The sequence below is a fragment of the Bradyrhizobium sp. CIAT3101 genome (assembly GCF_029714945.1).
Taxonomy (GTDB): domain Bacteria; phylum Pseudomonadota; class Alphaproteobacteria; order Rhizobiales; family Xanthobacteraceae; genus Bradyrhizobium.
The window spans coordinates 2,930,924-2,950,279 of record NZ_CP121634.1; the positions used below are offsets into that span (position 1 = coordinate 2,930,924).

General features: G+C 60.8%; 30 protein-coding genes and 1 pseudogene. 23 read left to right on the forward strand and 8 right to left on the reverse strand.

Translation table 11 applies throughout. The features are described from left to right. Positions 1–3: 3 nt before the first annotated feature. Positions 4–1,218, reverse strand: coding sequence for a mandelate racemase/muconate lactonizing enzyme family protein (locus QA645_RS13710; protein WP_283050805.1), 1,215 nt, complete (start codon positions 1,216–1,218; stop codon positions 4–6). A gap of 172 nt (positions 1,219–1,390) precedes the next feature. Between QA645_RS13710 and QA645_RS13715 the strand changes: the two genes are divergently transcribed. Continuing rightward, a complete protein-coding gene (locus QA645_RS13715; RefSeq protein WP_254194725.1) occupies positions 1,391–1,576 on the forward strand; it encodes a hypothetical protein in 186 nt (61 codons plus the stop codon). 138 nt (positions 1,577–1,714) lie between these two features. Here QA645_RS13715 and QA645_RS13720 read toward each other — a convergent pair whose 3' ends face one another. Together QA645_RS13720 and QA645_RS13725 are read right to left on the reverse strand one after the other, a co-directional pair. Next, positions 1,715–2,962: a divalent metal cation transporter gene (locus QA645_RS13720; RefSeq protein ID WP_283050807.1), complete on the reverse strand. Its 1,248-nt coding sequence runs from the start codon at positions 2,960–2,962 to the stop codon at positions 1,715–1,717. A 183-nt stretch (positions 2,963–3,145) separates the two neighbouring features. Next, positions 3,146–3,877, reverse strand: coding sequence for a Crp/Fnr family transcriptional regulator (locus tag QA645_RS13725; RefSeq protein ID WP_254132873.1), 732 nt, complete (start codon positions 3,875–3,877; stop codon positions 3,146–3,148). A 279-nt stretch (positions 3,878–4,156) separates the two neighbouring features. Here QA645_RS13725 and QA645_RS13730 point away from each other — a divergent pair, with 279 nt between their 5' ends. Next, the gene (locus QA645_RS13730; protein WP_254194721.1) at positions 4,157–4,330 is read left to right on the forward strand and encodes a DUF3606 domain-containing protein; all 174 of its coding nucleotides are present in this window, start codon (positions 4,157–4,159) and stop codon (positions 4,328–4,330) included. A gap of 72 nt (positions 4,331–4,402) precedes the next feature. Here QA645_RS13730 and QA645_RS13735 read toward each other — a convergent pair whose 3' ends face one another. Further along, complete coding sequence (locus tag QA645_RS13735) at positions 4,403–4,588, reverse strand: hypothetical protein (protein ID WP_254132871.1); 186 nt, start codon at positions 4,586–4,588, stop codon at positions 4,403–4,405. Positions 4,589–4,804: 216 nt separating this feature from the next. Between QA645_RS13735 and QA645_RS13740 the strand changes: the two genes are divergently transcribed. The 4 genes from QA645_RS13740 (at position 4,805) to QA645_RS13755 (ending at position 6,641) form a co-directional block, all read left to right on the forward strand. Continuing rightward, positions 4,805–5,065, forward strand: coding sequence for a hypothetical protein (locus QA645_RS13740; protein ID WP_254132870.1), 261 nt, complete (start codon positions 4,805–4,807; stop codon positions 5,063–5,065). Between the two features lie 243 nt (positions 5,066–5,308). After that, positions 5,309–5,557, forward strand: coding sequence for a hypothetical protein (locus tag QA645_RS13745; protein WP_254132869.1), 249 nt, complete (start codon positions 5,309–5,311; stop codon positions 5,555–5,557). A gap of 112 nt (positions 5,558–5,669) precedes the next feature. After that, the gene (locus QA645_RS13750; protein ID WP_254132868.1) at positions 5,670–5,918 is read left to right on the forward strand and encodes a hypothetical protein; all 249 of its coding nucleotides are present in this window, start codon (positions 5,670–5,672) and stop codon (positions 5,916–5,918) included. 330 nt (positions 5,919–6,248) lie between these two features. Then, positions 6,249–6,641 (forward strand): VOC family protein, encoded by a 393-nt coding sequence (locus QA645_RS13755; protein WP_283050812.1) that lies wholly within the window; start codon positions 6,249–6,251, stop codon positions 6,639–6,641. Here the strand turns inward: QA645_RS13755 and QA645_RS13760 are convergent. Further along, on the reverse strand, positions 6,638–6,835 hold the full coding sequence (locus QA645_RS13760; protein WP_283050814.1) for a hypothetical protein: 198 nt from the start codon (positions 6,833–6,835) through the stop codon (positions 6,638–6,640). The two genes, QA645_RS13755 and QA645_RS13760, sit on opposite strands and share 4 nt — an antisense overlap. 245 nt (positions 6,836–7,080) lie before the next feature. On the opposite strand from QA645_RS13760, the gene QA645_RS13765 reads away from it, so the two are divergent. Further along, the gene (locus QA645_RS13765; protein WP_283050815.1) at positions 7,081–7,248 is read left to right on the forward strand and encodes a hypothetical protein; all 168 of its coding nucleotides are present in this window, start codon (positions 7,081–7,083) and stop codon (positions 7,246–7,248) included. A 499-nt stretch (positions 7,249–7,747) separates the two neighbouring features. On the opposite strand, the gene QA645_RS13770 is transcribed toward QA645_RS13765, so the two are convergent. Next, positions 7,748–8,002: a DUF3551 domain-containing protein gene (locus tag QA645_RS13770; RefSeq protein ID WP_256561816.1), complete on the reverse strand. Its 255-nt coding sequence runs from the start codon at positions 8,000–8,002 to the stop codon at positions 7,748–7,750. Between the two features lie 202 nt (positions 8,003–8,204). Here QA645_RS13770 and QA645_RS13775 point away from each other — a divergent pair, with 202 nt between their 5' ends. The 6 genes from QA645_RS13775 (at position 8,205) to QA645_RS13800 (ending at position 13,264) form a co-directional block, all read left to right on the forward strand. Further along, positions 8,205–8,396, forward strand: coding sequence for a hypothetical protein (locus QA645_RS13775; RefSeq protein WP_283050817.1), 192 nt, complete (start codon positions 8,205–8,207; stop codon positions 8,394–8,396). Positions 8,397–8,690: 294 nt separating this feature from the next. Further along, complete coding sequence (locus tag QA645_RS13780; protein WP_283050819.1) at positions 8,691–9,479, forward strand: DUF4261 domain-containing protein; 789 nt, start codon at positions 8,691–8,693, stop codon at positions 9,477–9,479. 47 nt (positions 9,480–9,526) lie between these two features. Continuing rightward, positions 9,527–10,183 carry a DUF1629 domain-containing protein gene (locus QA645_RS13785; RefSeq protein ID WP_283050821.1) on the forward strand — a complete coding sequence of 219 codons (657 nt, stop codon included), beginning with the start codon at positions 9,527–9,529 and terminating at the stop codon, positions 10,181–10,183. Between the two features lie 486 nt (positions 10,184–10,669). Continuing rightward, on the forward strand, positions 10,670–12,310 hold the full coding sequence (locus QA645_RS13790) for an AHH domain-containing protein (RefSeq protein WP_283050822.1): 1,641 nt from the start codon (positions 10,670–10,672) through the stop codon (positions 12,308–12,310). 133 nt (positions 12,311–12,443) lie between these two features. Continuing rightward, positions 12,444–12,929, forward strand: a complete 486-nt coding sequence (locus tag QA645_RS13795; RefSeq protein ID WP_283050824.1) for a hypothetical protein — start codon at positions 12,444–12,446, stop codon at positions 12,927–12,929. Between the two features lie 26 nt (positions 12,930–12,955). After that, on the forward strand, positions 12,956–13,264 hold the full coding sequence (locus tag QA645_RS13800; RefSeq protein WP_283053182.1) for a hypothetical protein: 309 nt from the start codon (positions 12,956–12,958) through the stop codon (positions 13,262–13,264). Positions 13,265–13,356: 92 nt separating this feature from the next. Here QA645_RS13800 and QA645_RS13805 read toward each other — a convergent pair whose 3' ends face one another. Then, positions 13,357–13,833: a hypothetical protein gene (locus QA645_RS13805; RefSeq protein ID WP_283050826.1), complete on the reverse strand. Its 477-nt coding sequence runs from the start codon at positions 13,831–13,833 to the stop codon at positions 13,357–13,359. Positions 13,834–14,078: 245 nt separating this feature from the next. Between QA645_RS13805 and QA645_RS13810 the strand changes: the two are divergent. The 5 genes and pseudogenes from QA645_RS13810 to QA645_RS13830 form a co-directional block, all read left to right on the forward strand. Beyond that, positions 14,079–14,393: pseudogene (locus QA645_RS13810) on the forward strand (phage terminase large subunit); the annotation flags it as partial. Between the two features lie 382 nt (positions 14,394–14,775). Then, the gene (locus QA645_RS13815; protein ID WP_283050828.1) at positions 14,776–15,042 is read left to right on the forward strand and encodes a hypothetical protein; all 267 of its coding nucleotides are present in this window, start codon (positions 14,776–14,778) and stop codon (positions 15,040–15,042) included. Next, a complete protein-coding gene (locus QA645_RS13820; RefSeq protein WP_283050829.1) occupies positions 15,039–15,527 on the forward strand; it encodes a hypothetical protein in 489 nt (162 codons plus the stop codon). The genes QA645_RS13815 and QA645_RS13820 overlap by 4 nt, the downstream gene beginning before the upstream one ends. Continuing rightward, the gene (locus QA645_RS13825; protein WP_283050830.1) at positions 15,517–15,714 is read left to right on the forward strand and encodes a hypothetical protein; all 198 of its coding nucleotides are present in this window, start codon (positions 15,517–15,519) and stop codon (positions 15,712–15,714) included. Before QA645_RS13820 ends, QA645_RS13825 begins: the two co-directional genes overlap by 11 nt. Before the next feature lie 76 nt (positions 15,715–15,790). After that, positions 15,791–16,798, forward strand: a complete 1,008-nt coding sequence (locus tag QA645_RS13830; protein WP_283050831.1) for a phage tail protein — start codon at positions 15,791–15,793, stop codon at positions 16,796–16,798. Here QA645_RS13830 and QA645_RS13835 read toward each other — a convergent pair. After that, positions 16,795–17,517: a hypothetical protein gene (locus QA645_RS13835; protein ID WP_283050833.1), complete on the reverse strand. Its 723-nt coding sequence runs from the start codon at positions 17,515–17,517 to the stop codon at positions 16,795–16,797. The two genes, QA645_RS13830 and QA645_RS13835, sit on opposite strands and share 4 nt — an antisense overlap. A 40-nt stretch (positions 17,518–17,557) precedes the next feature. Here QA645_RS13835 and QA645_RS13840 point away from each other — a divergent pair, with 40 nt between their 5' ends. Genes QA645_RS13840 through QA645_RS13860 form a run of 5 tightly spaced genes read left to right on the forward strand, consistent with a single transcriptional unit; the run spans position 17,558 to position 19,317 of the window. Continuing rightward, entirely contained in the window at positions 17,558–18,244 is a 687-nt protein-coding gene (locus QA645_RS13840) for a hypothetical protein (protein ID WP_283050835.1), read from the forward strand. A gap of 2 nt (positions 18,245–18,246) precedes the next feature. Next, positions 18,247–18,396 (forward strand): hypothetical protein, encoded by a 150-nt coding sequence (locus QA645_RS13845; RefSeq protein WP_283050837.1) that lies wholly within the window; start codon positions 18,247–18,249, stop codon positions 18,394–18,396. Next, complete coding sequence (locus QA645_RS13850; protein ID WP_283050839.1) at positions 18,396–18,638, forward strand: hypothetical protein; 243 nt, start codon at positions 18,396–18,398, stop codon at positions 18,636–18,638. Before QA645_RS13845 ends, QA645_RS13850 begins: the two co-directional genes overlap by 1 nt. Beyond that, the gene (locus QA645_RS13855; RefSeq protein ID WP_283050841.1) at positions 18,638–19,021 is read left to right on the forward strand and encodes a hypothetical protein; all 384 of its coding nucleotides are present in this window, start codon (positions 18,638–18,640) and stop codon (positions 19,019–19,021) included. The genes QA645_RS13850 and QA645_RS13855 overlap by 1 nt, the downstream gene beginning before the upstream one ends. Further along, positions 19,018–19,317: a hypothetical protein gene (locus QA645_RS13860; protein ID WP_283050842.1), complete on the forward strand. Its 300-nt coding sequence runs from the start codon at positions 19,018–19,020 to the stop codon at positions 19,315–19,317. Before QA645_RS13855 ends, QA645_RS13860 begins: the two co-directional genes overlap by 4 nt. Positions 19,318–19,356: the final 39 nt, after the last annotated feature.

The following is a 19,356-nucleotide window of genomic DNA, read 5'->3' on the forward strand; positions in this document are numbered from 1 at the left end:
GCGTCAGCTCTTGCGGCCGTAGCTGAGGAGCCCGCCTGTCGTCTTTGGCGGATGAGCGCGCAAGGCTTCCTCATTCGGCTCGGTACCCCAGCCCGGACGGTCCGGAATGATCAGGTGACCGTTCTGGATCTCCGGCTCATGCGTGAATAGCTCGCGGTCCCAGGCGAGGCGGTCGATGTCGATCTCCATGATGCGCAGGTTCGGCACCGCCGCGCAGAAATGCGCGTTCATCATCGAGCAGAGATGGCCGTAGAAATTATGCGGCGCGACGTTGACCTCAAAGGCTTCCGCGGCTGAGGCGATTTTCATCGATTGCCACACGCCGTTCCAGGGTGTGTCGATGATCGCCACGTCCATCGCCTGCTCGTGGAAATAGGGCAGGAATTCGCGCAGGCCCAATAGCGTCTCGCAGGACGAGATCGGATGCGGACTCTGCCTGCGGATAAAGCCGAGGGCTTGCGGGTTGAAGCTGTCGATCTCGATCCAGAACATGTCGAAGTCGGCGATTGTGCGCAGGATCTTCAAATAGCCTTCGGTCTTGGCGTTGAAGTTGCAGTCGAGCAGGATGTCGACGTCGGGGCCCGCGCCGTCGCGGATCGCTTCCAGATGCGTACGCAAATCGCGCAGGATCTTGCGGTCGACATTGATCTCGGGTGCAAAGGGCGAGCCGAAGCCGGGCCGCCAGCCGGTCGGTTTGCCGTCGTCATAGGAGAAGATGTTGGTCTTGAGCGCGGTGAACTTCTTCTCGCGCACCTCGCGGCCCATCGCCTTGACGCCGTCGAGATTTTCGATCGGCGGCTTGTACCAGAACGGATGATTGATCCGCCAGGTCGCGCAATGCGACCAATAGACCCGAACACGGTCGCGGATCTTGCCGCCAAGGAGTTCGTAGCAGGGGACGCCCAGGCATTTCGCTTTGGCATCGAGCAATGCATTCTCGATGGCGCCGAGCGCTTGTGCCACGACACCGCCGGCCGCGGGTCGGGTGGCGGCAAACAGTTCGGCGAAGATGCGCTCGTGCTGAACGACATTCTGGCCGATGACGCGGGCGGACAGGCGCTGGATCGCAGCGCCCACGCCGGGCGAGCCAAAGCCTTCGTCGAACTCGCTCCAGCCGACGATGCCGTCTTCCGTCGTCACCTTGACGAAGTGGTAGTTTCTCCAGCCGGCGTCGCAAGCGAGGATTTCGAGACTTGTTGCTTTTGATGATTTTGTCATGTCGCTCCCTGTCGCCCGGCCGGGCGTTGTTGGTTTTGTGGTCCGGGCGCAAGCTCGGGCCCAGCCACAATTGTTAGGCTAACGACCGACGGCCGTGAAGCCTGCAAGCGCTTGGCCGGGTGTCGTTTTTCGGCGGTGTGGCGGAAAGCCCGGGGATTCCGGGTGATCATGAATGTTTCTCTGGATCGTCCCGAAATTGCGCCAAGCCCAGACGTTTTTGGCCACAATCGGAACCGATCAAGGGGGCATGCAGTTCTTGGCCATGATTTCGGTTCTGGCGCTCCTCACGATCAGCGGAGCCGCCGTTTCCGATCGGTTGCTGACAGCCGATCAGCACGTCGCGCAAGGGGTGGAGTAGCGCGCACGTGCGAGGGCGCCTTGTCTTGGGGGAGACAACAATGCTTTCGGTCGACCAGTTCTTGCGGTTCATCAGCGTGCCGGCCGTGTTCGCGGCCTTCGTCATCGCGTCGCAGATTTCGGCGGCGCTGTCGCCGCTCTAACCGATCGCGGACGAGCCGAGCAGGGCGAGGACGGCCAGCGCCATCAGCGCGGTGCCGAGCCAACCGAGCGCAATGAGCCAGGACCGGGCCTTGAACCGCCCCATGATGGCCCCGTTCGAGACGATCAACATCATCATGGCCATGATCGGGACGGCGACGATGCCGTTGAGCACAGCGCTCCACACCAGCATGTGGATTGCGCTGATGCCGGTAAAGCCGAGGCCGAAGCCGATCACGGTCGCGGCTGCGATGATGGTGTAGAAGCCCACCGCCTTCTCCGGCTTTGCCTCCAGCGTGGCACGCCAGCCGAAGATTTCCGCAACGCCGTAAGCCGCCGAGCCCGCCAGCACCGGGATCGCCAGCAGGCCCGTGCCGATGATGCCGAGCGCGAACAGCGCGAAGGTGAAGTTGCCGGCGAGCGGCCGCAGCGCCTCGGCCGCCTCCGTCGCCGAATTGATGTTGGTGACGCCGTTGGCGTTCAACACCGAAGCCGTGGTCAGGATGATGAAAAAGGCGATGCCGTTCGACAGCAGCATGCCGACGGTGGTGTCGGCCCTGATGCGCGCGATCTCGGGATCGCCGCCGTTCGGCAGGTCACGCAGCGGTTTGTCGCGCGTGCCCTGGTTCATCTCCTCGACCTCCTGGGAGGCCTGCCAGAAGAAGAGATAGGGGCTGATGGTGGTGCCGAGGACCGCGACCACCATCATGAGATAATCGGCGTTGACGGTCGCCTTCGGCCACACCGTGGCAAGCAGCGCCGTGCTCCACGGGATGTTCACGGTGAAGGCGGTGGCGACATAGGCGAACAGCGTCAGCGTCAGGAATTTCAGCACCGGCGAATAGCGTCGATATGGCACGAACACCTGGAGCAGGGTCGATCCGGCCGCGAAGATCAGCGCGTGCTCGTGATTTAGCCCGCCGATGACCAGCGAAAGCGCCTCCGCCATCGCCGCGATGTCGGCGGCGATGTTGAAGGTGTTGGCGACGACGAGCAGCGCCACGAGCCCCATCACGATCCAGCGCGGTGCGATCTGCAGCACGTTGGCGGCCAACCCCTTGCCGGTGACCCGGCCGATCTGCGCGCTGACGAGCTGGATCGCGATCATGAACGGCAGGGTCAGGAATATCGTCCAGAGCAGCCCGTAGCCGAATTGCGCGCCGGCCTGCGAATAGGTGGCGATGCCCGACGGATCGTCGTCGGCCGCGCCGGTGATGAGCCCGGGACCGAGCCGCTGCAGCAGCATCGGAGCGGACTTCGCCGGCGCGTCGGTGCGCTCGTGCTTGGTGGGGTGATGTTGCGATCGGTTCGACAGGGCTGACCTTCCGGAAATTGCGAATTCAAGGCCTAAGCGCGATCATAGCCGGAAAGTTCCTGGGCGGGCCAGCGACATGCCGTGGCCGTGGCCGCTCTCCGACGGTCGGCCGATCTAGGACGACGGCGACAGATGCAGATAGCGGCCGTCGAACTGGGCGAGCTCCTGAAGCTTGTGCTCGTTGAGAATCCGCACCGTGCCGCGCTGAAGCTCCAGAACGCCGTCGATGCGCAGCTCGCGCAGGATGCGGTTGGTGTGAACGCTGGTCACGCCCATGGCTTCGCCGAATTGCTCCTGCGTCAGCGGGATTGCGAAGGTGTTGTCGATCACGCGGCCGATCAGGCGCAGCCGCTCGCGCAACTCGACGATCAGATGCGCAAGCCGGTTGTGGGTCGAGCGTTGACCCACATTGACGATCCATTCCCGGGACACCGCGGCATCCACCAGCGTGTCGCGCCAGAACATGACGCCGACGCCGGGCCGCGCGCCGATGAGGTCGTTCAGCGCCTTGTGGGCGATGAAGGCCAGCGTGCAATCGGACAGCGCGATCAGATCATGGTCGGCGGTCGGAAAGTGCAGGTTTTGCAGGTTGGGCAGGTCGCCGGGAATGTGGATCGACAGGATCTGGCGCCTTCCGTCCGCGATGGTCTTGGAGCGGGCGCAGAAGCCGACGGCGATCAGGCAGCATTCGTTCGGCTGTTCGCCGTCGCGCAGCACCGTCTGGTTTTCGCGATAGTGACGCAGCGTGAACGGCAGCGCCGCGAAAGCTTGCAGGTCCTTGTCGTCTGCCCCGGTCGTCGTCTTCAGGCGCTGAAACAGCGGCGCCCAGATATTGTCGCTTGTCACGTCTCTTCACCCCCACGCGCCTGGACGCGTGATGGCCAAAAAGCACAGACCCCGCCGTGCTGTTGACAACAAAGGTTAAGTGACGCCGGACCGGCTTCTCAACATTGTGGACGAGGAGTTAGCGAAAGGCGCAAACACAACAAATGTTAAGCGCGGCAGACCTCTCGGTGTGCGCGACGGGTCATCCCGATCCCCGGCGCGCGATGCCCCCGCGCCGCCGATCCGTTTCGGAACGGCGGGTGCCGGGTGGCGTTCTTCTGTGCGAGGGAGGACGTGGCGATGGACCATCTGACGAAGCGCGAGCAGCCGGACCGCAGCAAGATCAACATGCACGAGGCCTGGGAGGTCAAGTACTGGACCCACGCGCTCGGCGTCTCCAGGGAGAAGCTGCAGCGGGCCGTCGACAAGGTCGGCAATTCGGCCGCAGCCGTCCGCAAGGAGCTGGCGACCTGAGCAGGCCCGCCGGTCAGGCGGGGCGCAGGCGATCACCAGGTTGCGATCACCAGGTCCGGCCGCGATGGACGCCTACTTGATGCTGACGAACATGCCCCAGGCGGCGGCGAGCGCGGCACCGGTGAAGACAACCACCGGATTGTCGCAGAAGGGGCCGCCATAGCTGCACACGTTCGCGCCGAACTGGCCGAGCTCGTGATGGCTCGCGGAATAGAACAGTCCTGACAGTCCCAGCAATGCGGCGGCGACGTAATACATCGCACATCTCTCCTCGGGGCGCGTGTGTGCCAGCATGGCGCGAAGACATTTCGTTCCGCCGAATCCGCTTCCAAGCATTCGATTAAAATTTGACCCGTCCGGTAAAACCTGTGCCCGGCGATGGCTGCGATTGAACCTGCATCCTCGTCGGCGACACCAAGACAGGCGGAGCTGTGGCCAGGGCTTCTGGGCCCGGCCTGCCGAACGGATGCTTGCATGAACCCCGCGCTCGATCTCCTTTATCGCTTCGCTGCAATCGGGATCAGCATCTATTGCGCCCGCAAGGCCTGGTACGGCTATGTCGAGCGGAAGATCCTGTTCGTCAGCGATGATTGGTGGGACTGGTCGCGCTGGTCGCGGCAGGAGTTTTACCGCGACACCATGCCGATCCGGTACTGGATGCAGATGGTCGGCACGGCCTTCGGCGCGCTGCTCTGCCTCGTCGGTGCGATTATCGGGTGGCAGCCGAACGTCTGACGCGCGCGTCGGTCTTGCGCGATGCGGCCGGTCCTGAGGACGAAACAGAACTGAAACATTCCTGAAACCAGATCGTCCTGAACGCCTGAGCCGTTGGGTCCGACCAACGGAGCGAAAAGGAGATCATCATGATCCAGGTCGGTTCGAAGGAAGAAGTCGCGTTGCTGCTGGCACTGTTCGGCACCCATACCCAGCCCGTCAGGAAGCCGAAGTCGAAATCGCAGCAAGGCTGAGAGACGACCCATGCCGGGCCTGGCCGATTGCCTGAGCTTTCTGCGGCTGCTGATCGCGCGAGGAGACCCGAAGGGCATTCCGCTCGCGATGAGCGCCATCGACGATTATGTCGCGATGGCGCCGGTCAGCGCGCGCAGCCGCGGCCTGCGCGCGCTCCAGCAGGACGCGCTCGAGCTGCATGTCACCTCGGTCGGCGTGCAGCGCTCATTCGCCGAGACGGTGGATGCTTACATCGAGCGGAAGCTGAAGGAGGAGTGAGAGGCTCTAGCTCTTGCTCCGGTTCCCCTCAGGATGAGCTGGCATCGCTCTTGCTGCATGACGTCTTCATCACGGCCCGGCCCATCGAGCCGTTTCAGATTGAGGCGATCCCATGCAGTCAACGTCCCGTTTCGAAGCGACCGCGCTCCACGCTCTGATCTCCGATCTGCGCTGGCGGATCCAGATGCTCGACAGCGACATTGCCGAGGAGGAGCGCAACGCCGGCAATGCCGACCCCCGCAGTCCCACCTATTCGATGCTGGCCCAGGCCTTGCGGTCGCGCAGGGACAATCTGCGCGCCTCGATCGCCATGCTGCAGGAACGGGAAGGGCGCGCGGCGGCGATGTCGCACGCGGCGTGAGCGATTGTCGCGTCCTTAAAATCATAGTGCCTTCGCCGGGAACTTTCGGTTCCGGACGCGAATTTGTTATGTGGCCGGTCTTCCCGCCGATCGACCGGCCTGGAATGGCGGCTCCGGCGCCCGAGCCCCCCGTCCGCGCCGGGGCCGTCCGGTCGCGTTGACACGTCGGGCAAAACACCGGCACAACCGCATCATCGAAAGAGTTCGGCCCGCGTGGAGAAATCCGCTGCGGGCTTTTTTGCGCAGGCAGACGCGAAGCGATAAAACGGGTTCTGGAATGGCCGGTGATTTTGCCGGTTTGACTTGAAGTGTTTGACTTGGAGTGCACGGATGAGCCCTTCCGGAGCCTTGATCGCGATCCTGCCGTGCAATGACCTCGATGCGTCGGAGCGGTTCTACAATCGGCTGGGCTTTGTGCGCCCGGACAGCGAAAGGCCGGCTCTGGGAGAGCCCGATACCTATCGCATGCTCGCGAACGCGAAGGGCGGGTATCTGCATCTGACGGACGCGGTCGAGGGATGGCTCACGCCGGGCAGGAATCCGTTCGGGCTCTATCTCTACCTTGAGGACGTCGACGCTGCCGCGCGCGAATTCCGGCAATCACCCGAAGACAAGCCGTGGGGAATGTACGAATTCGCGCTCTCCGATCCGGACGAGACGCTGGTCCGTGTCGGTTGGCCGACCCGTCTCCGCGCACGGACGCGGACAGAGGCGACACGCTAATCGTCCCGCGAGAGATCGCCGGGCTTCGTCGGCATGTCGAGGGTGCCGCCGTCGCCGTGAACGAGATCGCGGTCGTTGCCGTCGGTCTTGTCGGCATCTTCGATGATCGCCTTTTGCGTGTCGCGTTCGCTGTCGTTGCGCGGCTCGGGTCCCGGCATGTCGCGTGAGGTTTTTTGTGTCAGCTTTGATGTCATGGCCGATCCTTTCGAACCGGTCAACGCGGGCCGTGTGGCTTCGTTCGTTTGACACGTCGGGCAAAACACCGGCACAATGCCATCATCGGAAGAGTTTGATCAGCCTGCGCGGGACGCATCCTCCGCTGCCGTGAGGCATATGAGTCAATAGAGCGCCGTCATAAATCCGCCATCTCCGTCGAACCTTTTTCGCGGTGTCCAGTCTATCTGGGACAGGTCCTGTGAGTAGCTTGGGGAGTCTGATCATGTCGGAAAGCACGCAGCGTGATTCAGACCGGCGCAATCGCCTCCTGGAGGCAGCGCAGAAGGAATTTGCCAGGTTCGAACAGACCGAAACCGAGTTCCGCAAGAGGGATCAGGCGGAGCGCGCGGCCGAACTTCGGCTTCCTCTGGACAAGATCAACGTCCACTAGGCTGCGCCGACATTTTCATATGACTGTCATGGCACGTTCCTAGCATTGTCATGCGACGGGGGCCCGGCGCGCAGCTCTCCGTCCGAACCTCGGCCTAGACCACCAGACGGGCGGAGAGCTTGCTCCCCAGAACCATTCGGCTGCGTGCGGGTTATGCCCGTATGAGCCGCATCTGGTATTTTGCCGCCTTTATTGTCGTCACCGGGATCGCCTTTGGCGCTTTGGTGGGCTTTGACAAGCTCATCGGCGGACCCGGGTAGGGCTGTTTGGCGGCCTGTTTCATGTCATCGGATGCTGTGCCGACAGGCCTGTTCCCGCAGGGTCTCGGATGATTTGATCGTTTTTCGAGAGGGTTATTCGGGAGTAATCAAAAAGGGCCCCGGCGTCGCTTGCATGCGCCAAGGCCCCCATTCCCATTCCAACCGGTCCACGCGCGGCATGGGACCGGCGGCGAGAGTTAAATCGATGAATCTGACACGACGATTACAGTCGGAAGACCCTATCGATAACGCGGACCGCGCTCCGGATACGGCGGCTGCGGCACATAAGGGTTCTGCAGGCACATGGCGGAAAGACCCGAAGCGGTCGCGCGACATTCGTCCCACGTATTGTACTGGCACGTGATGTAGCTGGAGCCGCCCCACTGCCACCTCTGCAGGCACACCGGAGCATTGCCGGCGAACCGTTGCGCTGAGGCCGGAGCGGCCACAGCCATTGTGATCCCGATCAACAGGAGAGTGGGAAGCGCGCGCATGATGTGACTCCGGGGATGTGCGAATCCATTTCAATATAGGCTTTGGCACGTCGGACAAAACACCGGCAGGATCACATCATCGGCAAGTTTGGTTCAGCCCGCGTGAAGCAATCCGCCGCGGGCTTTTTGATTCCGCAGTCCGGCCTGGCGTCCCCGAGGAACAAGTCGACGGCCTCGGCTCTTCTACAGCCGGGAGGATTCCATGCTGACAGACACCCAGATCGCCGTGCTCTGCGACATCGGCCAGTCCATCGCCTTCAGCGATGACAAGCGGGACGAGCTGCTCCGGCTCATCGTCGACGGCTACGTGCAGAAGGATGGCGACACCTACGAGCTCATCGCCAAGGGCGAAGCGGCCGTGGTGGAGCGCGGCGCGGGATTGAACGAGGCGTGATGTTGGTTTGGTCGCAGAGACATCGCAACGAGGTCTGACACGGCGGGCCAAAACCCTGATGGAATGACGTCATCGAGATAGGCTGATCGGCCCGCGCGGAGTTATTCGCCGCGGGTTTTTGTTTGAGAAGTAGGCCTGCCGGACCGCGCAGTTAAACGCATGGTCCGCACGCGAGAAATGGCTTGGGTTCGTCCGTTTGAGTCTGAAGCCTCGCGCTGATATTGACTATGTTCTTGTTTTGTTCTATACCTCAACCTCTGGATGTTCGCGAGTCAAGTTTAGACGAGATAGCCAATGAGTGACTCTTTCCTCGCCCTTGTCTTAATGGAAAAGCCAGCTACCCCGGACATGGTGCTGGTCGTCAAGGCGCTTCGCGCGAGGTATCCCGAACTGGCGCCTGAAGTAGTGGATGGCGGCGATGCGGCGAACATTCGGCAATCTTCTGCGAACTCGCCGCTCATCCGCTGTGGCGACGAAATGGTCGCCGTGATGTCGATGCCGGCACCCATTCCGCAAGATCCCGGCCTGTGGTCACGCGCGGCTGCCACGTGGCCGGAGGGCGAGACGGTGGCGGCGCGCCATCGGGGTCATCTGATCGTTTCGGTGCTGGGACAGAATCTGCGACCATTACCGGTCGCTCGTCTCCTGACTGCCGTGATCGGCGCGTTAATCGCCACGATGCCGGAGTGCTGTGCGGTGGTATGGGACACCAAAGTCGCGCGACCCGCCAAGCTTTGGATGGAGATGTCGCGTCAATCCTTTGCGCCGTTTCCTGACTATCCCTTTACTCTCTGGATCGACATCATGCCATTCCGTTCGGTGGCGAAGATCGGCGCCGTGACAATGGGATTATCGGCATTTGCTGGGCGCGAGATTGAATTCGAGACCAACAAACTTGCGCTTCCCGTGATGATCGAAAGAATTGCGGGCCTTGCCGCCTATCTGGTTGAGCATGGTGCAGTCGTTAAAGACGGCGACACCTTTGGCGGGGACGAACACGAGCGCATCACGGCGCGCTTAGGGTTGTCCGCGCGATTTGCGGGCTTGCCTGTACTGTTCTGCGCTGCGAACACAGCATCTTAAGAGCGGTAGTGATGCCGTTTCTCTGGTCGTCAGGAGGGCGCACGAGGATGAGTGACGAAAAGTCCGAGCCGATCAAGCGGTCCAAGACGATCAAGCGCAGGTTTTACGACATGTGCCCCAACTATCGTCTCGGAGGGCGGCCGGGATTCGTTATGGAAAATGCGAACGTGCTCGCCCCTGATACCGGGGTGCTTGAGTCACCTCCAGGGCAAGGATTTCCGAATTATCCTGAGCCGCCCCGTTTCTTGTTTGACAAAAAGATAGGGGTTGCCCCGCTGGATATGGAGCTGTTTCACTACTATTGGCTGGTCTCGGATCGAATGAAGGTGCTGTTCGAAGCGGTCGATCCGACCGGATTTGCCTTTGTCGCGTGTGACATCCGCGTACCACAGGGGCACTACACCGGACCCCCATATTGGCTTTGCAACGTCGTTCGTGTCCTCGATGCGGTCGACGAAACGCGATCACGATTGAAGGTCGGTATTGTTGACGATCCGATGTACCGAGATTTTGGATTGAAGTACTACAGCACTCTGGTCCCAGGTGGCGCCAAGCTTGTGTTTAGAGAAAACGTGGTGGCGAGCGCGCACGTTTTCAGGATGGCCCATATGGATGCGACCATCATCTGCGATCAGGTGCTCAAGGATGCCTGCAAGACGGCTGGGGTTAAAGGAATCCTGTTCAGGGATGCGTCACATCTCTAGTTCTGTGGGCCTTCGCGCATCGATAGCATGATCGTGCGAGCTAACGATCGTTTGCCGCTTTGGGCTGATCGTCTCACCTCAAACTGCCATGCAGCGGACCGTCCCGAATTTGTAGACGCGCAATTCTATTTGATGCGCAATTCTATCGGAATGTCGTTTTGCGTTGAGATGCGTGGCAAGCCGGCATTTAAACGCTTGTGAACGACTGTCGAAAATGACGGCTCAAGTTGCTTAGCGCCAGTGCCCACCGGCACTCCTAGCCAAGGAACGGCTCCTCTCCACATCCCGTCGTCGCGCTCAATCGATCTGTTTGGTCCCGTGGTCCGGTGATCGCAGAGCCCTTTCGCTCGCGCCTCTTAAGCCGACTGCTCATCACGTCAAGGCGGCCCCCGAGAAACAGACGTGGACGTCGCGGCGCAGCGGAATTCCTACCTCCACAAGATTCGGGCTAGCGCGATTTCCCTGACGTCCTCCGGAGTGAATGCAATGGCAATACTGTGGGAACATCACATTATTCCCAAGCGCTTCGCAGGTCACCGTGCCCTTGTAGGTACAGACATCGACGCGCCGTCGAACCTCATTTATCTGCCACAAAGTAGGCAGCTTGCCGCTCAAATGGAAATTTCTCCCCATTCTGGTGGACACTTGGGTTCGTACTATGCCGTGAAAAAGACACTCAATCGAATCGCAAAGATCAGCGATCCCGTCAGTCGCCAAGCTGAAATTAGAAATCTGCAAGACGCGATGAGGCTTGGGCTCGCAAACGGAGACCTCTATGCCAACGATCCCGGAAATGGTGTCGACACAGAAGAAATTAATGAGAAGTTGTTAGCGGACTACAATGGATACCTTGCAGCGCGTCCCAATCAAGTTCAGGAGATGAGGGATCGTGAGCAGAGGGGTATCGATACCGGAAATCCAAACCTGCGGAAGCTTTCTGCGATCCTGGGCAATCGCGAAAGGGAGAAACTACTAAGCGGCGCAATCACAAATAATCCAGGTGTCGACATAACGGCGGGAAACCGGGACTTGGGGGGCACGCCTTGGCAGTCCAAGTTTACCGCAATCGACTCCATTCCGTACGTCTCTCGCACGCCAGGGTTTGCACCCGTTAATCCGAGGGACTTTCCAGCGCTGCCTGAGTCTCCTCTTCCTTCGCCCGACGATCTGAACCGGCCCGAAGGGTTCACCCGGATTGATCCACGTCTCAGCTTTGGACTACCCGGACTTCCGCTGCCAGATCCGGATTGGCAGCGACGCTGGCAACTTCCACCTAGTACGGCCAAACCCCCGGATGCGCAGGTCCTGCAATTCCACCCTGAAACCGGCCAACCGCTCAGATTGCTTTCTGATCTGTCGCCGGTGATGGGGCCTGCAGCACCGGTTGACGACGATGCCGCACTCTGGGCAGGGATAGCCGTTCTTGGAGCTGGAGCACTACTCATACCTGGTGTGGACGTTGCGGCCATCGGTGCTGCTCTTCTTGCCGGAGCTACCGCGTCCACTGTCGTCCGACCCGCTTCCGGTGCTGCTGCTTCAAGCGATGCAGGAACGGATGCGAGCGTCTTCTCAAAGGGGGCGGCTCCGTACAACGCATTCAGCCAGGCTCTTCCTGCTACTGGCGCCAGCGTCGGCAGCGGCAACTTGCGCGGATCTACTTTCGGGCGACCAATCTCGAGCAGGGCACCTGATCAAGAAGCAGATCACGCCAGCTCCTTTGATGACCGCTTTGGCAATTGGACCGGGACACCTGCCGGCACCGCGCCGGCTCAAGCGCCACGCCTGCTAGGCGGTGCTCCTGGCAACACTGCCACCGGCGCGGTCGCGCCCGAAGAGGTCCGGCGTCTTACCCGCGTGAATGAGTCTAATGCAGGCAGTGTGTTCGCATCAGGGACTGCGCCGGTCCCATATCTGCTCCCTCCGGAGTTGAACGACCGACCCGGTAAATGGAGCATGTTGGCCAGCATGCAGTCGCCGGGGGCGAGCAGGTCGATTGGCGCGTTCGCGGATGAGCCGAGCCATGTCGTCCCTCCGCCCATCTGGGGGGTGGGGGATCCGGCCAATCCACGAGACGACGCGGGCGAATGGTTCTCCCGCTGGATACAGCCGCTGCTTCGTCAGGAGTAATAACTCGCCGGAAGTTTCCATGAATTCGACTCGACTCGACTCCGTTTGACACGTCGGGCAAAACACTGGCACAGTGGCATCATCGAGAGAAGTTGGTCGAGCCCGCGCGGAATAGCCCGCTGCGGGATTTTTCATGACGCCGCACTTGTCGCGGGATCGCGTCGCGATCGCTAAGGCCGCGATCCAATTGCAAACAAGGTTTGACACGTCGGGCAAAACACCGGCACACTGGCATCATCGAAACGAGTTTGTCAGGCCCGCGCGGGACGCATCCGCTGCGGGCTTTTTCGTTTCGATTGTCGAGATCGGACGGCGTCCCGCGCATCGCGGCCTCGCCCTCGTTGAAACGCGTTCATGGAGCGCCGACAAGCGCCGCCGTCCGAACCATTTTGATTGGCCGTGCACGCGCGAACGTGCCGGCCCGCGGCGCGAGCCTCTGCTTGCGCCGCCGCGGTCCCCGGAGGGGATAAGGTTCGCGCCGAAACGATCGCGCCTCGTCTCGCGATCTGCCGCACTGTTGTTTTCTTGTCTTTCTCTTGGAGAAGCGATGACGGTCTGTCTGATATCGCTCGCGCTCGCGGGCCTGGTCGCAATTGTCGTGTGGGAGGCGTTTGCTTGAGTGACGGACTTGAATACGAGCCGAAGATGGCGGACGTTTATCGGCCCGCCGCGAAGAAGCCAACGAAATCGCGAGCGCTGACCGAGATACGATCGGTTGCGCGCAGCCATACCAGGACAGCGATCAACGTGCTCGTCGGCATCATGCGCAGCGATGAGGCGACGCCGGCCGCCCGCGTCTCGGCCGCCAACGCGATCCTCGATCGCGGCTGGGGCAAGGTGGCGCAACCGATCGAGAATGGCGAAGACGGCGTGCTGGAATTGATCCACCGGATCGAGCGCATCATCGTGCATCCGGGACGTGTTGGAGCCGATGATGCCGGGGCCGATGCTTGAGTCGCCGCAAGTCTCGGTCGGGAACGCCGGCGAAGATCACAGCTCACCTGGATAGCCTCTATCTCGCGTGATGATACCGGATGGAGATCAAATCAGCTCTTCTTGTTGTTCTCCCTATACTGGCGCTGCAACTCGTCCGGACAATAGGTCATACGAGCTCCCGGACGTTTGAACTTTCCATCCTGGGTTTCGCGAATGAAAATCGTCTTCTCGTCGATCTTCTTCAGGAGAATGATCTCTTTGTACCGCTGTCCTTCTCTGTCAGCGGACCTGCAGACGACATCAAGCCTGATGCTACCAGGAGCGGTATCCGACAGTTTGGCGATCTTGCAGCCTTCCTCGCCGCCCGAGATAAAGTTTGAACTCCAATCGATTTGTGTGTCGCCGTACTCTCCGCATCTCGCATCGAATTCGGAGCCCGGCTCTGCATAGGTGCCGTCCTTTGGCCGCCATCTGTCGGAGCCCGTTTTGGAGCTCTCCTCGGCGTGGAGCGATAGGCCATCGCACAGCAACAAGGAGGCGACAACCATCAATAGCGGGGCGGGCCATTTCATTCGATTCAGTTGCACGATTTTGGTCCTGTACCAGGTGTGGCGAGCTGTCGGAGAGAGTAGACCTCAGAATAGTTGATCACCCATAGGTTGAGCAAGCCGCGACCTCCGTCGCAAAGCGACGTCGTGAGACGCTTCGGATCGTGGCCTATTTCTTCCGAGGGCGTCCTTGTCGGTTCTAGTCAAGCTCCGCAAGATCGACCTGACAGCCCTTCCAACAAAGAAGACTGGTCCGCAATGTGGATCTAGGGCGAGCGCATCCATTGTCTATCCTGAAAATTCCAACGGCCAAGATCTTCGCGCCGCTGCTGAAACCGGCGCGCTACAAGGGCGTTTACGGGGGGCGCGGCTCGGGCAAGTCGCATTTCTTCGGCGAGCTCTTGGTCGAGACCTGCCAGGCCGAGCGCGGCACGCTTGCGGTTTGTATCCGCGAGGCGCAGCGGACGCTGGCGCAGTCGTCGAAGCGGCTGATCGAAGGCAAGATCGCGAGCCTCGGGCTCGGTCACGGTTTCAAGCCCTACAGCGACAAGATCGAGACACCCGGTGGCGGGTTGATCATCTTCCGCGGGTTGCAAGATGACGCCGGCAAATACCGGCTGATGATGAAAGCGAGGGATGCCGTCACGGCAAAGCCGATACCGCCGGTGCAAAGGCCGGGTATGGCGGCGAGCCGAGGTGAGCGCGATCAGCATGATCTGCGTGCGTTGAGCGCCCGGCTTTCCAACTCGGGCGATCTCAAGGACGCGGTCGCGCTCTACCAGGCGAGGACAGGCGGTCGAAGGTGAGGGAGCCCACGCGAGCGTTCGAGAACGCCGCTGATCCACCTTCGTTGTCCTTATTCGTCAGCCGAATCCTCCTGCGATCCTTGTCTTGATCGCGGGGCCGGATTGGCATGCTTTCACACGCACTCATGATGACCGACCAGCCGATCCAATTGGACTTACGACAGGAGAACGCAGCATGAGCGAGGACGATAGAAATTTCATCGAACGCGCTGATTCCATCACCGGAAATCTCTACGGTGAACCGATGTCGCCGGATCGGATTGCGGAGAATTTTGCGCTTTACGGCCTGAGGAAGCGCGTCGCCGCGCTCGAACGGTTCGATGCCGAGCTGGGCGGCGAGATCGATTCGAGTCCCCACAGTCTGCGAAGGCGCGTTCAGCTCGTCGATCTGCGCCGGCGCATGGGCAGTCTCCACGAGGCGCTGCGCAAAGCGAAGCGATGACCCATCCACTGCTGACGGCGCTCGCGCAGGCGCGGCGCCGCGATGCGCCGATGTTCGTTCGGTGGTGCGAGCTGCACGATGTGATTGCTTGTCCGGCGACGCCCTCGTCAGTGGCGCGGTTCGTGATTGATTGTGCATCCCTCGGTGTGGATCGGCTCTGGCCGGCCGTGCAGGAGATATCCCGGATGCACGCGTCGCTCGGTCTTGCCGACCCTACGCTTGGCGGCCCCGCGGCGGCTGCGATGAGCGCAGCGGCGGCGGTCGTTCCGCCCCGATCCTGGCCCGGGCGGTTCAAGGAGCGATTTCGCACACTGCCTTACGACATCCAGGCCTACCTCGCGGCTCACGAGACGCAGCGCGAACGCGCGCTCCGCCGTGCGCAGAACGAAGCTGCGTCCGCCTGCCGGAAGCTGGCGGCGCTTGAAAACCGATTGAAGGACGGAGGGACGCATGGCGACGAGACAACAGCGCGGGATGAGACTTGAAGAGCGGATCGAAGAACTGCGCGCAGAGATTGACGGCATCATCGACGAGCGCGTGGCGAAAATTGCAAGCGAGAGCCCAGGGGTGCCACCGGGCGTGATCCGCAACCTGCTCACGGCTCGCGCGCCAGCCTGTCGCTGTGCGCAGTATATCGAGCTGTGTGGCAGCGAGGCGAAGACTCCGGATTGACAGTCATAGGGCAGGTGAGGCCTTCGGCAGCTACAACGGCGACGGACGATGCGCGCCCCTACATCAAGGAAGCAAGATGACTCTCTACAAATGGTCTCAAACGGCCTCAGCCGACGCAACGGCGGATTCGACGATCAACTGGGCCGAGGGGCAATCCCCTTCCAGCGTCAACGACTCCGCGCGAGCGATGATGGCGGCGATAGCCAAGTATCGCGACGACATGGCTGGCGCGATCGTGACAAGCGGGACCAGTACCGCCTACGTGGTGAGCTCGTACCAGGTGTTTCAGTCGCTGTCGCAACTGGGCGGGCAGATCGTCGCATTCACGCCCCACACGACAAATGGTGCGACGGTCACGATCAATGTCGACGGCCTCGGCGCCAAGCCGCTCCGGTCGGCACCAGGAGTTGAATTACCAGCCGGCACGATTGTGCAGGGGACGCCTTATGTAGCCCAATATAACAATGCTGATGCGGCGTTCTATTTGCAGGGCTTTTACGGAGCGAGCTCGTCCCTTATCCCGATCGGTGCCAGTGTCGATTTTTGGGGCCCAAATGCGCCGAACAGTTCGTTTGCCCTGATGTACGGGCAGGCGATCAGCCGCACCACGTATGCGGCGCTCTTCGCACTGTTCGGAACTACATACGGCGTTGGCGACGGCTCGACGACGTTCAATATTCCGGATTGCCGGGGACGTATTATTGCTGGCGCTGATGGTATGGGCGGCATTGCGGCGAACCGCTTAACCGCTGCGACCATGAGCGGAACGGGACTCGGTTCAACCAGCTCCGCAACCGAAACAAAGTCACTTACTACCGGAAATCTTCCGCCTTATACGCCGTCTGGCAATCTGGGTTTGAGCAGCACGAATACGACGATTATCAATCCGAACACGATTATTTCGATACAGGGTGCTGGTGGAGGCTCGCTTCTTGGCATCGCCTGGAATTCAGGTGGATCTATCGCAAATTTGGCGTCATCGATGAGTGCAAGTTTTACTGGCACCGCCCAAGGGGGCACCAGTACGGCTTTCCCGATCGTTCAGCCAACGATCATTGCGAACAAGCTGCTTCGTATCATCTAAACGGAGATCAATGGGAGGCCCTGAATTTGACGCCATTGTTCTTCCGGCGTCGAATGTGACCACTTGTCTCGCAGAGAGTTTGGCCGCCATGCCTCGGTTGGATCAAGGGCTCCGCCTGGTGTGAAGAACGCGTTTGCACCCGCGCCAGAGACGGCGGCTAGACCATATCCGTATTGCGCACAGAGGGACGCAAGCGCAGTAATCGACGCGCCATGATACCACCCTGTTGGGTGCTTCTCGTGGCGGTCGAAGGATTCATCGTAGGGCACCGCGACCGGCTCTAAGCGGAAGCTAGCGTTGTACTCGACAGAGATCACGGCGGGCCTGATGTCGATCAGCGACTTCAGGAGCCAATAGTCGTTCCCGTCAACGTCGATCGACAAGATACCGACTTCGCGGAAGCGCCTCTTGATGAAATCAAGGTTGTCGAGCGTCAGGAAACGGTGAACGATATCGACCCCGTCGTGGAACAGAATTTTGGCGTCGGCCACCTGACGCTCGTTCCCATCAATAAGCAACCCTCGCCAGTCTGGCGAGCGAGCGAGACTGATACAGTTGAACTCAATCGGGTGGAATCCGATCTCGATAAATGTTCGCGGCGCGTCAACTGCCAGCCGCTCAACAATTTGGCTCTCGTCGGATTGGCCGGCAGCACTCGCCAGCAGGACCTTGTAGTAGGTGCGGCGAAGTAAAGCGCTTTGTTTCAGAACGTTTCTCATTGTGTCTGAATACCACCACAACCCCAGCCCGAGTCAACCCATGGTAGATCTGAACGCCCTCTCTGCGGCGAATGCGAAGCGCTGGGCGAATGCCAAGCTGAGCCGGAAGGCAGAGGCCGCTAGCGTTGCGGTGCGCCTTTATCGGGCCAAGCAACGTTACCAAGCCGTCGAGCGGCACACGGGCGTTCCCTGGCCGGCCATCGCGGTCATCCACGAACGGGAATCATCCCAGCAATGGAATGCCTCGCTGGCCCAGGGCGATCCCTGGAACGCGGTATCGGTTCATGTCCCGGCTGGTCGAGGTCCATTTGACTCCTGGGAGGCGGCTGCGGTCGACGCGCTGGTCAAGTGCCCGCCGTTTCTGGCGCGCCACAAGGATTGGACCATCGCGGGAGCGTTGACTGCGCTCGAGACCTACAATGGCATCGGCTACGCAGTTCGCGGTGTGCCGTCGCCCTATCTTTGGTCAGGGACCAATCAGTACAGGGCCGGAAAGTACGTGCGCGACGGCGTTTACGATCCGAGCAAGGTCGATCCGCAGTTGGGATGCGCGGCGTTGTTGATGGCACTGATGGAACTCGATCCGGACATCTGCTTCGCAGGAACAAAGATCGCGAAAGGCTCGGCAAGCAGCGATCCGGCCAGGCCGTCACTGACGAATCCGTCGAAGGGATCGATCGGCGCGTTCGTCGTCAGCTTGATCAAAGCCATTTTCGGGAGGAAGTGAACATGCAGACCATATTTGACGTCATCGTCTTTGCCGCCGGCTTCGGTGCCTGCTGGCTTTCCAAGGACACGCTGCTCCGGCTCGTGACCGGCACCGAGGCTCGGGTCAAATTGCTCGAAACCAAGCTCGCAACGCTGCGGGCTTTGCTGTGATGCTCGCCAAGATCAAGGCGGCTTGCCTGCATTCGGTGACGATCGCCTGGAGCTATTGCATCGCACTTGCCGGTGCATTGGCCGCGATCGTCGACGACCTTGCCGACGCTTTTGGCGATCCCGGCGTGAAGGATCAGATCAGCGCGGCCATCGGCGATGTCAAGATCACGGGACGTATCATGCTTGCGATCTCGATCGTGACGATCATCGCGCGGCTGCGAACGCTACGGAGGACAAACTGATGTGGATGACGATCATCTCGTTCCTCGGCGGCCCTGTCGTGAAGGCGCTGGTCGACGCGTACAGCGCGAAGCTGAAGGCCGAGAATGTCGATACCAGGATCGCGGCGGATCTCGCCGCGAGCGAGATCGCGGCGCAGACGGCCGAAACCAAAGCCGTCATGCAATTCAGAACGGCAGAGCTAGGCTATTGGCATGAGCCGGATAAGCTGATCGGGTATTGCGTCACCATTTATTTCGCGAAGCTTCTTGTCTGGGACAAGGTTCTGGGCCTCGGGTCGACGGATCCTCTGGCGGGGTTTGCGGCGATCACCGCCAATCTCGTTGTCTCTTTCTACTTCGCCAAACGCGGTTTTGAGAATGTTGCAAGGATCATCAAGCGGTGAAGATGCAGGATGCCGACATCAGGGCGATCGTCGCCGAGACGCTGGCCGAGCAGCAGAGGCTCCAGCAGGACAGCATCGATGCGATCGTGCTGAAAGCGGTGGCATCGGTGCTGGCTTCCTTCGGCATCGAAGATGATGACCGTAGGGAGCTGAGGGCGGATTTCCAACACCTGCGGCGGTGGCGAAGGAGCGTAGAGCAGGCGCAGACGTACACCTATAAGGCTGTAATTACCGTGATTGCGACCGGCCTGATGGGGGCTGTCTGGCTCGGCGTGAAGGTCGTTCTGAGCAAGTGATTCTCTCGTAGCGGTGGCGTAGCCGCGTGGTCGATCAGA

Excerpts from the sequence above, each read along its gene's own strand:
- QA645_RS13800 (WP_283053182.1), top strand. The coding sequence starts at position 12,956 with ATGGCGGACGTTTATCGGCCCGCCGCGAAGAAGCCAACGAAATCGCGA.
- QA645_RS13740 (WP_254132870.1), top strand. The coding sequence starts at position 4,805 with ATGAACCCCGCGCTCGATCTCCTTTATCGCTTCGCTGCAATCGGGATC.
- QA645_RS13750 (WP_254132868.1), top strand. The coding sequence starts at position 5,670 with ATGCAGTCAACGTCCCGTTTCGAAGCGACCGCGCTCCACGCTCTGATC.
- QA645_RS13710 (WP_283050805.1), bottom strand. The coding sequence starts at position 1,218 with ATGACAAAATCATCAAAAGCAACAAGTCTCGAAATCCTCGCTTGCGAC.
- QA645_RS13770 (WP_256561816.1), bottom strand. The coding sequence starts at position 8,002 with ATGCGCGCGCTTCCCACTCTCCTGTTGATCGGGATCACAATGGCTGTG.
- QA645_RS13745 (WP_254132869.1), top strand. The coding sequence starts at position 5,309 with ATGCCGGGCCTGGCCGATTGCCTGAGCTTTCTGCGGCTGCTGATCGCG.
- QA645_RS13755 (WP_283050812.1), top strand. The coding sequence starts at position 6,249 with ATGAGCCCTTCCGGAGCCTTGATCGCGATCCTGCCGTGCAATGACCTC.
- QA645_RS13735 (WP_254132871.1), bottom strand. The coding sequence starts at position 4,588 with ATGTATTACGTCGCCGCCGCATTGCTGGGACTGTCAGGACTGTTCTAT.
- QA645_RS13840 (WP_283050835.1), top strand. The coding sequence starts at position 17,558 with ATGGTAGATCTGAACGCCCTCTCTGCGGCGAATGCGAAGCGCTGGGCG.
- QA645_RS13815 (WP_283050828.1), top strand. The coding sequence starts at position 14,776 with ATGAGCGAGGACGATAGAAATTTCATCGAACGCGCTGATTCCATCACC.
- QA645_RS13830 (WP_283050831.1), top strand. The coding sequence starts at position 15,791 with ATGACTCTCTACAAATGGTCTCAAACGGCCTCAGCCGACGCAACGGCG.
- QA645_RS13845 (WP_283050837.1), top strand. The coding sequence starts at position 18,247 with ATGCAGACCATATTTGACGTCATCGTCTTTGCCGCCGGCTTCGGTGCC.
- QA645_RS13775 (WP_283050817.1), top strand. The coding sequence starts at position 8,205 with ATGCTGACAGACACCCAGATCGCCGTGCTCTGCGACATCGGCCAGTCC.
- QA645_RS13785 (WP_283050821.1), top strand. The coding sequence starts at position 9,527 with ATGAGTGACGAAAAGTCCGAGCCGATCAAGCGGTCCAAGACGATCAAG.
- QA645_RS13855 (WP_283050841.1), top strand. The coding sequence starts at position 18,638 with ATGTGGATGACGATCATCTCGTTCCTCGGCGGCCCTGTCGTGAAGGCG.
- QA645_RS13720 (WP_283050807.1), bottom strand. The coding sequence starts at position 2,962 with ATGCTGCTGCAGCGGCTCGGTCCCGGGCTCATCACCGGCGCGGCCGAC.
- QA645_RS13850 (WP_283050839.1), top strand. The coding sequence starts at position 18,396 with ATGCTCGCCAAGATCAAGGCGGCTTGCCTGCATTCGGTGACGATCGCC.
- QA645_RS13730 (WP_254194721.1), top strand. The coding sequence starts at position 4,157 with ATGGACCATCTGACGAAGCGCGAGCAGCCGGACCGCAGCAAGATCAAC.
- QA645_RS13795 (WP_283050824.1), top strand. The coding sequence starts at position 12,444 with ATGACGCCGCACTTGTCGCGGGATCGCGTCGCGATCGCTAAGGCCGCG.
- QA645_RS13715 (WP_254194725.1), top strand. The coding sequence starts at position 1,391 with ATGTTTCTCTGGATCGTCCCGAAATTGCGCCAAGCCCAGACGTTTTTG.
- QA645_RS13825 (WP_283050830.1), top strand. The coding sequence starts at position 15,517 with ATGAGACTTGAAGAGCGGATCGAAGAACTGCGCGCAGAGATTGACGGC.
- QA645_RS13760 (WP_283050814.1), bottom strand. The coding sequence starts at position 6,835 with ATGACATCAAAGCTGACACAAAAAACCTCACGCGACATGCCGGGACCC.
- QA645_RS13765 (WP_283050815.1), top strand. The coding sequence starts at position 7,081 with ATGTCGGAAAGCACGCAGCGTGATTCAGACCGGCGCAATCGCCTCCTG.
- QA645_RS13790 (WP_283050822.1), top strand. The coding sequence starts at position 10,670 with ATGGCAATACTGTGGGAACATCACATTATTCCCAAGCGCTTCGCAGGT.
- QA645_RS13835 (WP_283050833.1), bottom strand. The coding sequence starts at position 17,517 with ATGAGAAACGTTCTGAAACAAAGCGCTTTACTTCGCCGCACCTACTAC.
- QA645_RS13820 (WP_283050829.1), top strand. The coding sequence starts at position 15,039 with ATGACCCATCCACTGCTGACGGCGCTCGCGCAGGCGCGGCGCCGCGAT.
- QA645_RS13780 (WP_283050819.1), top strand. The coding sequence starts at position 8,691 with ATGAGTGACTCTTTCCTCGCCCTTGTCTTAATGGAAAAGCCAGCTACC.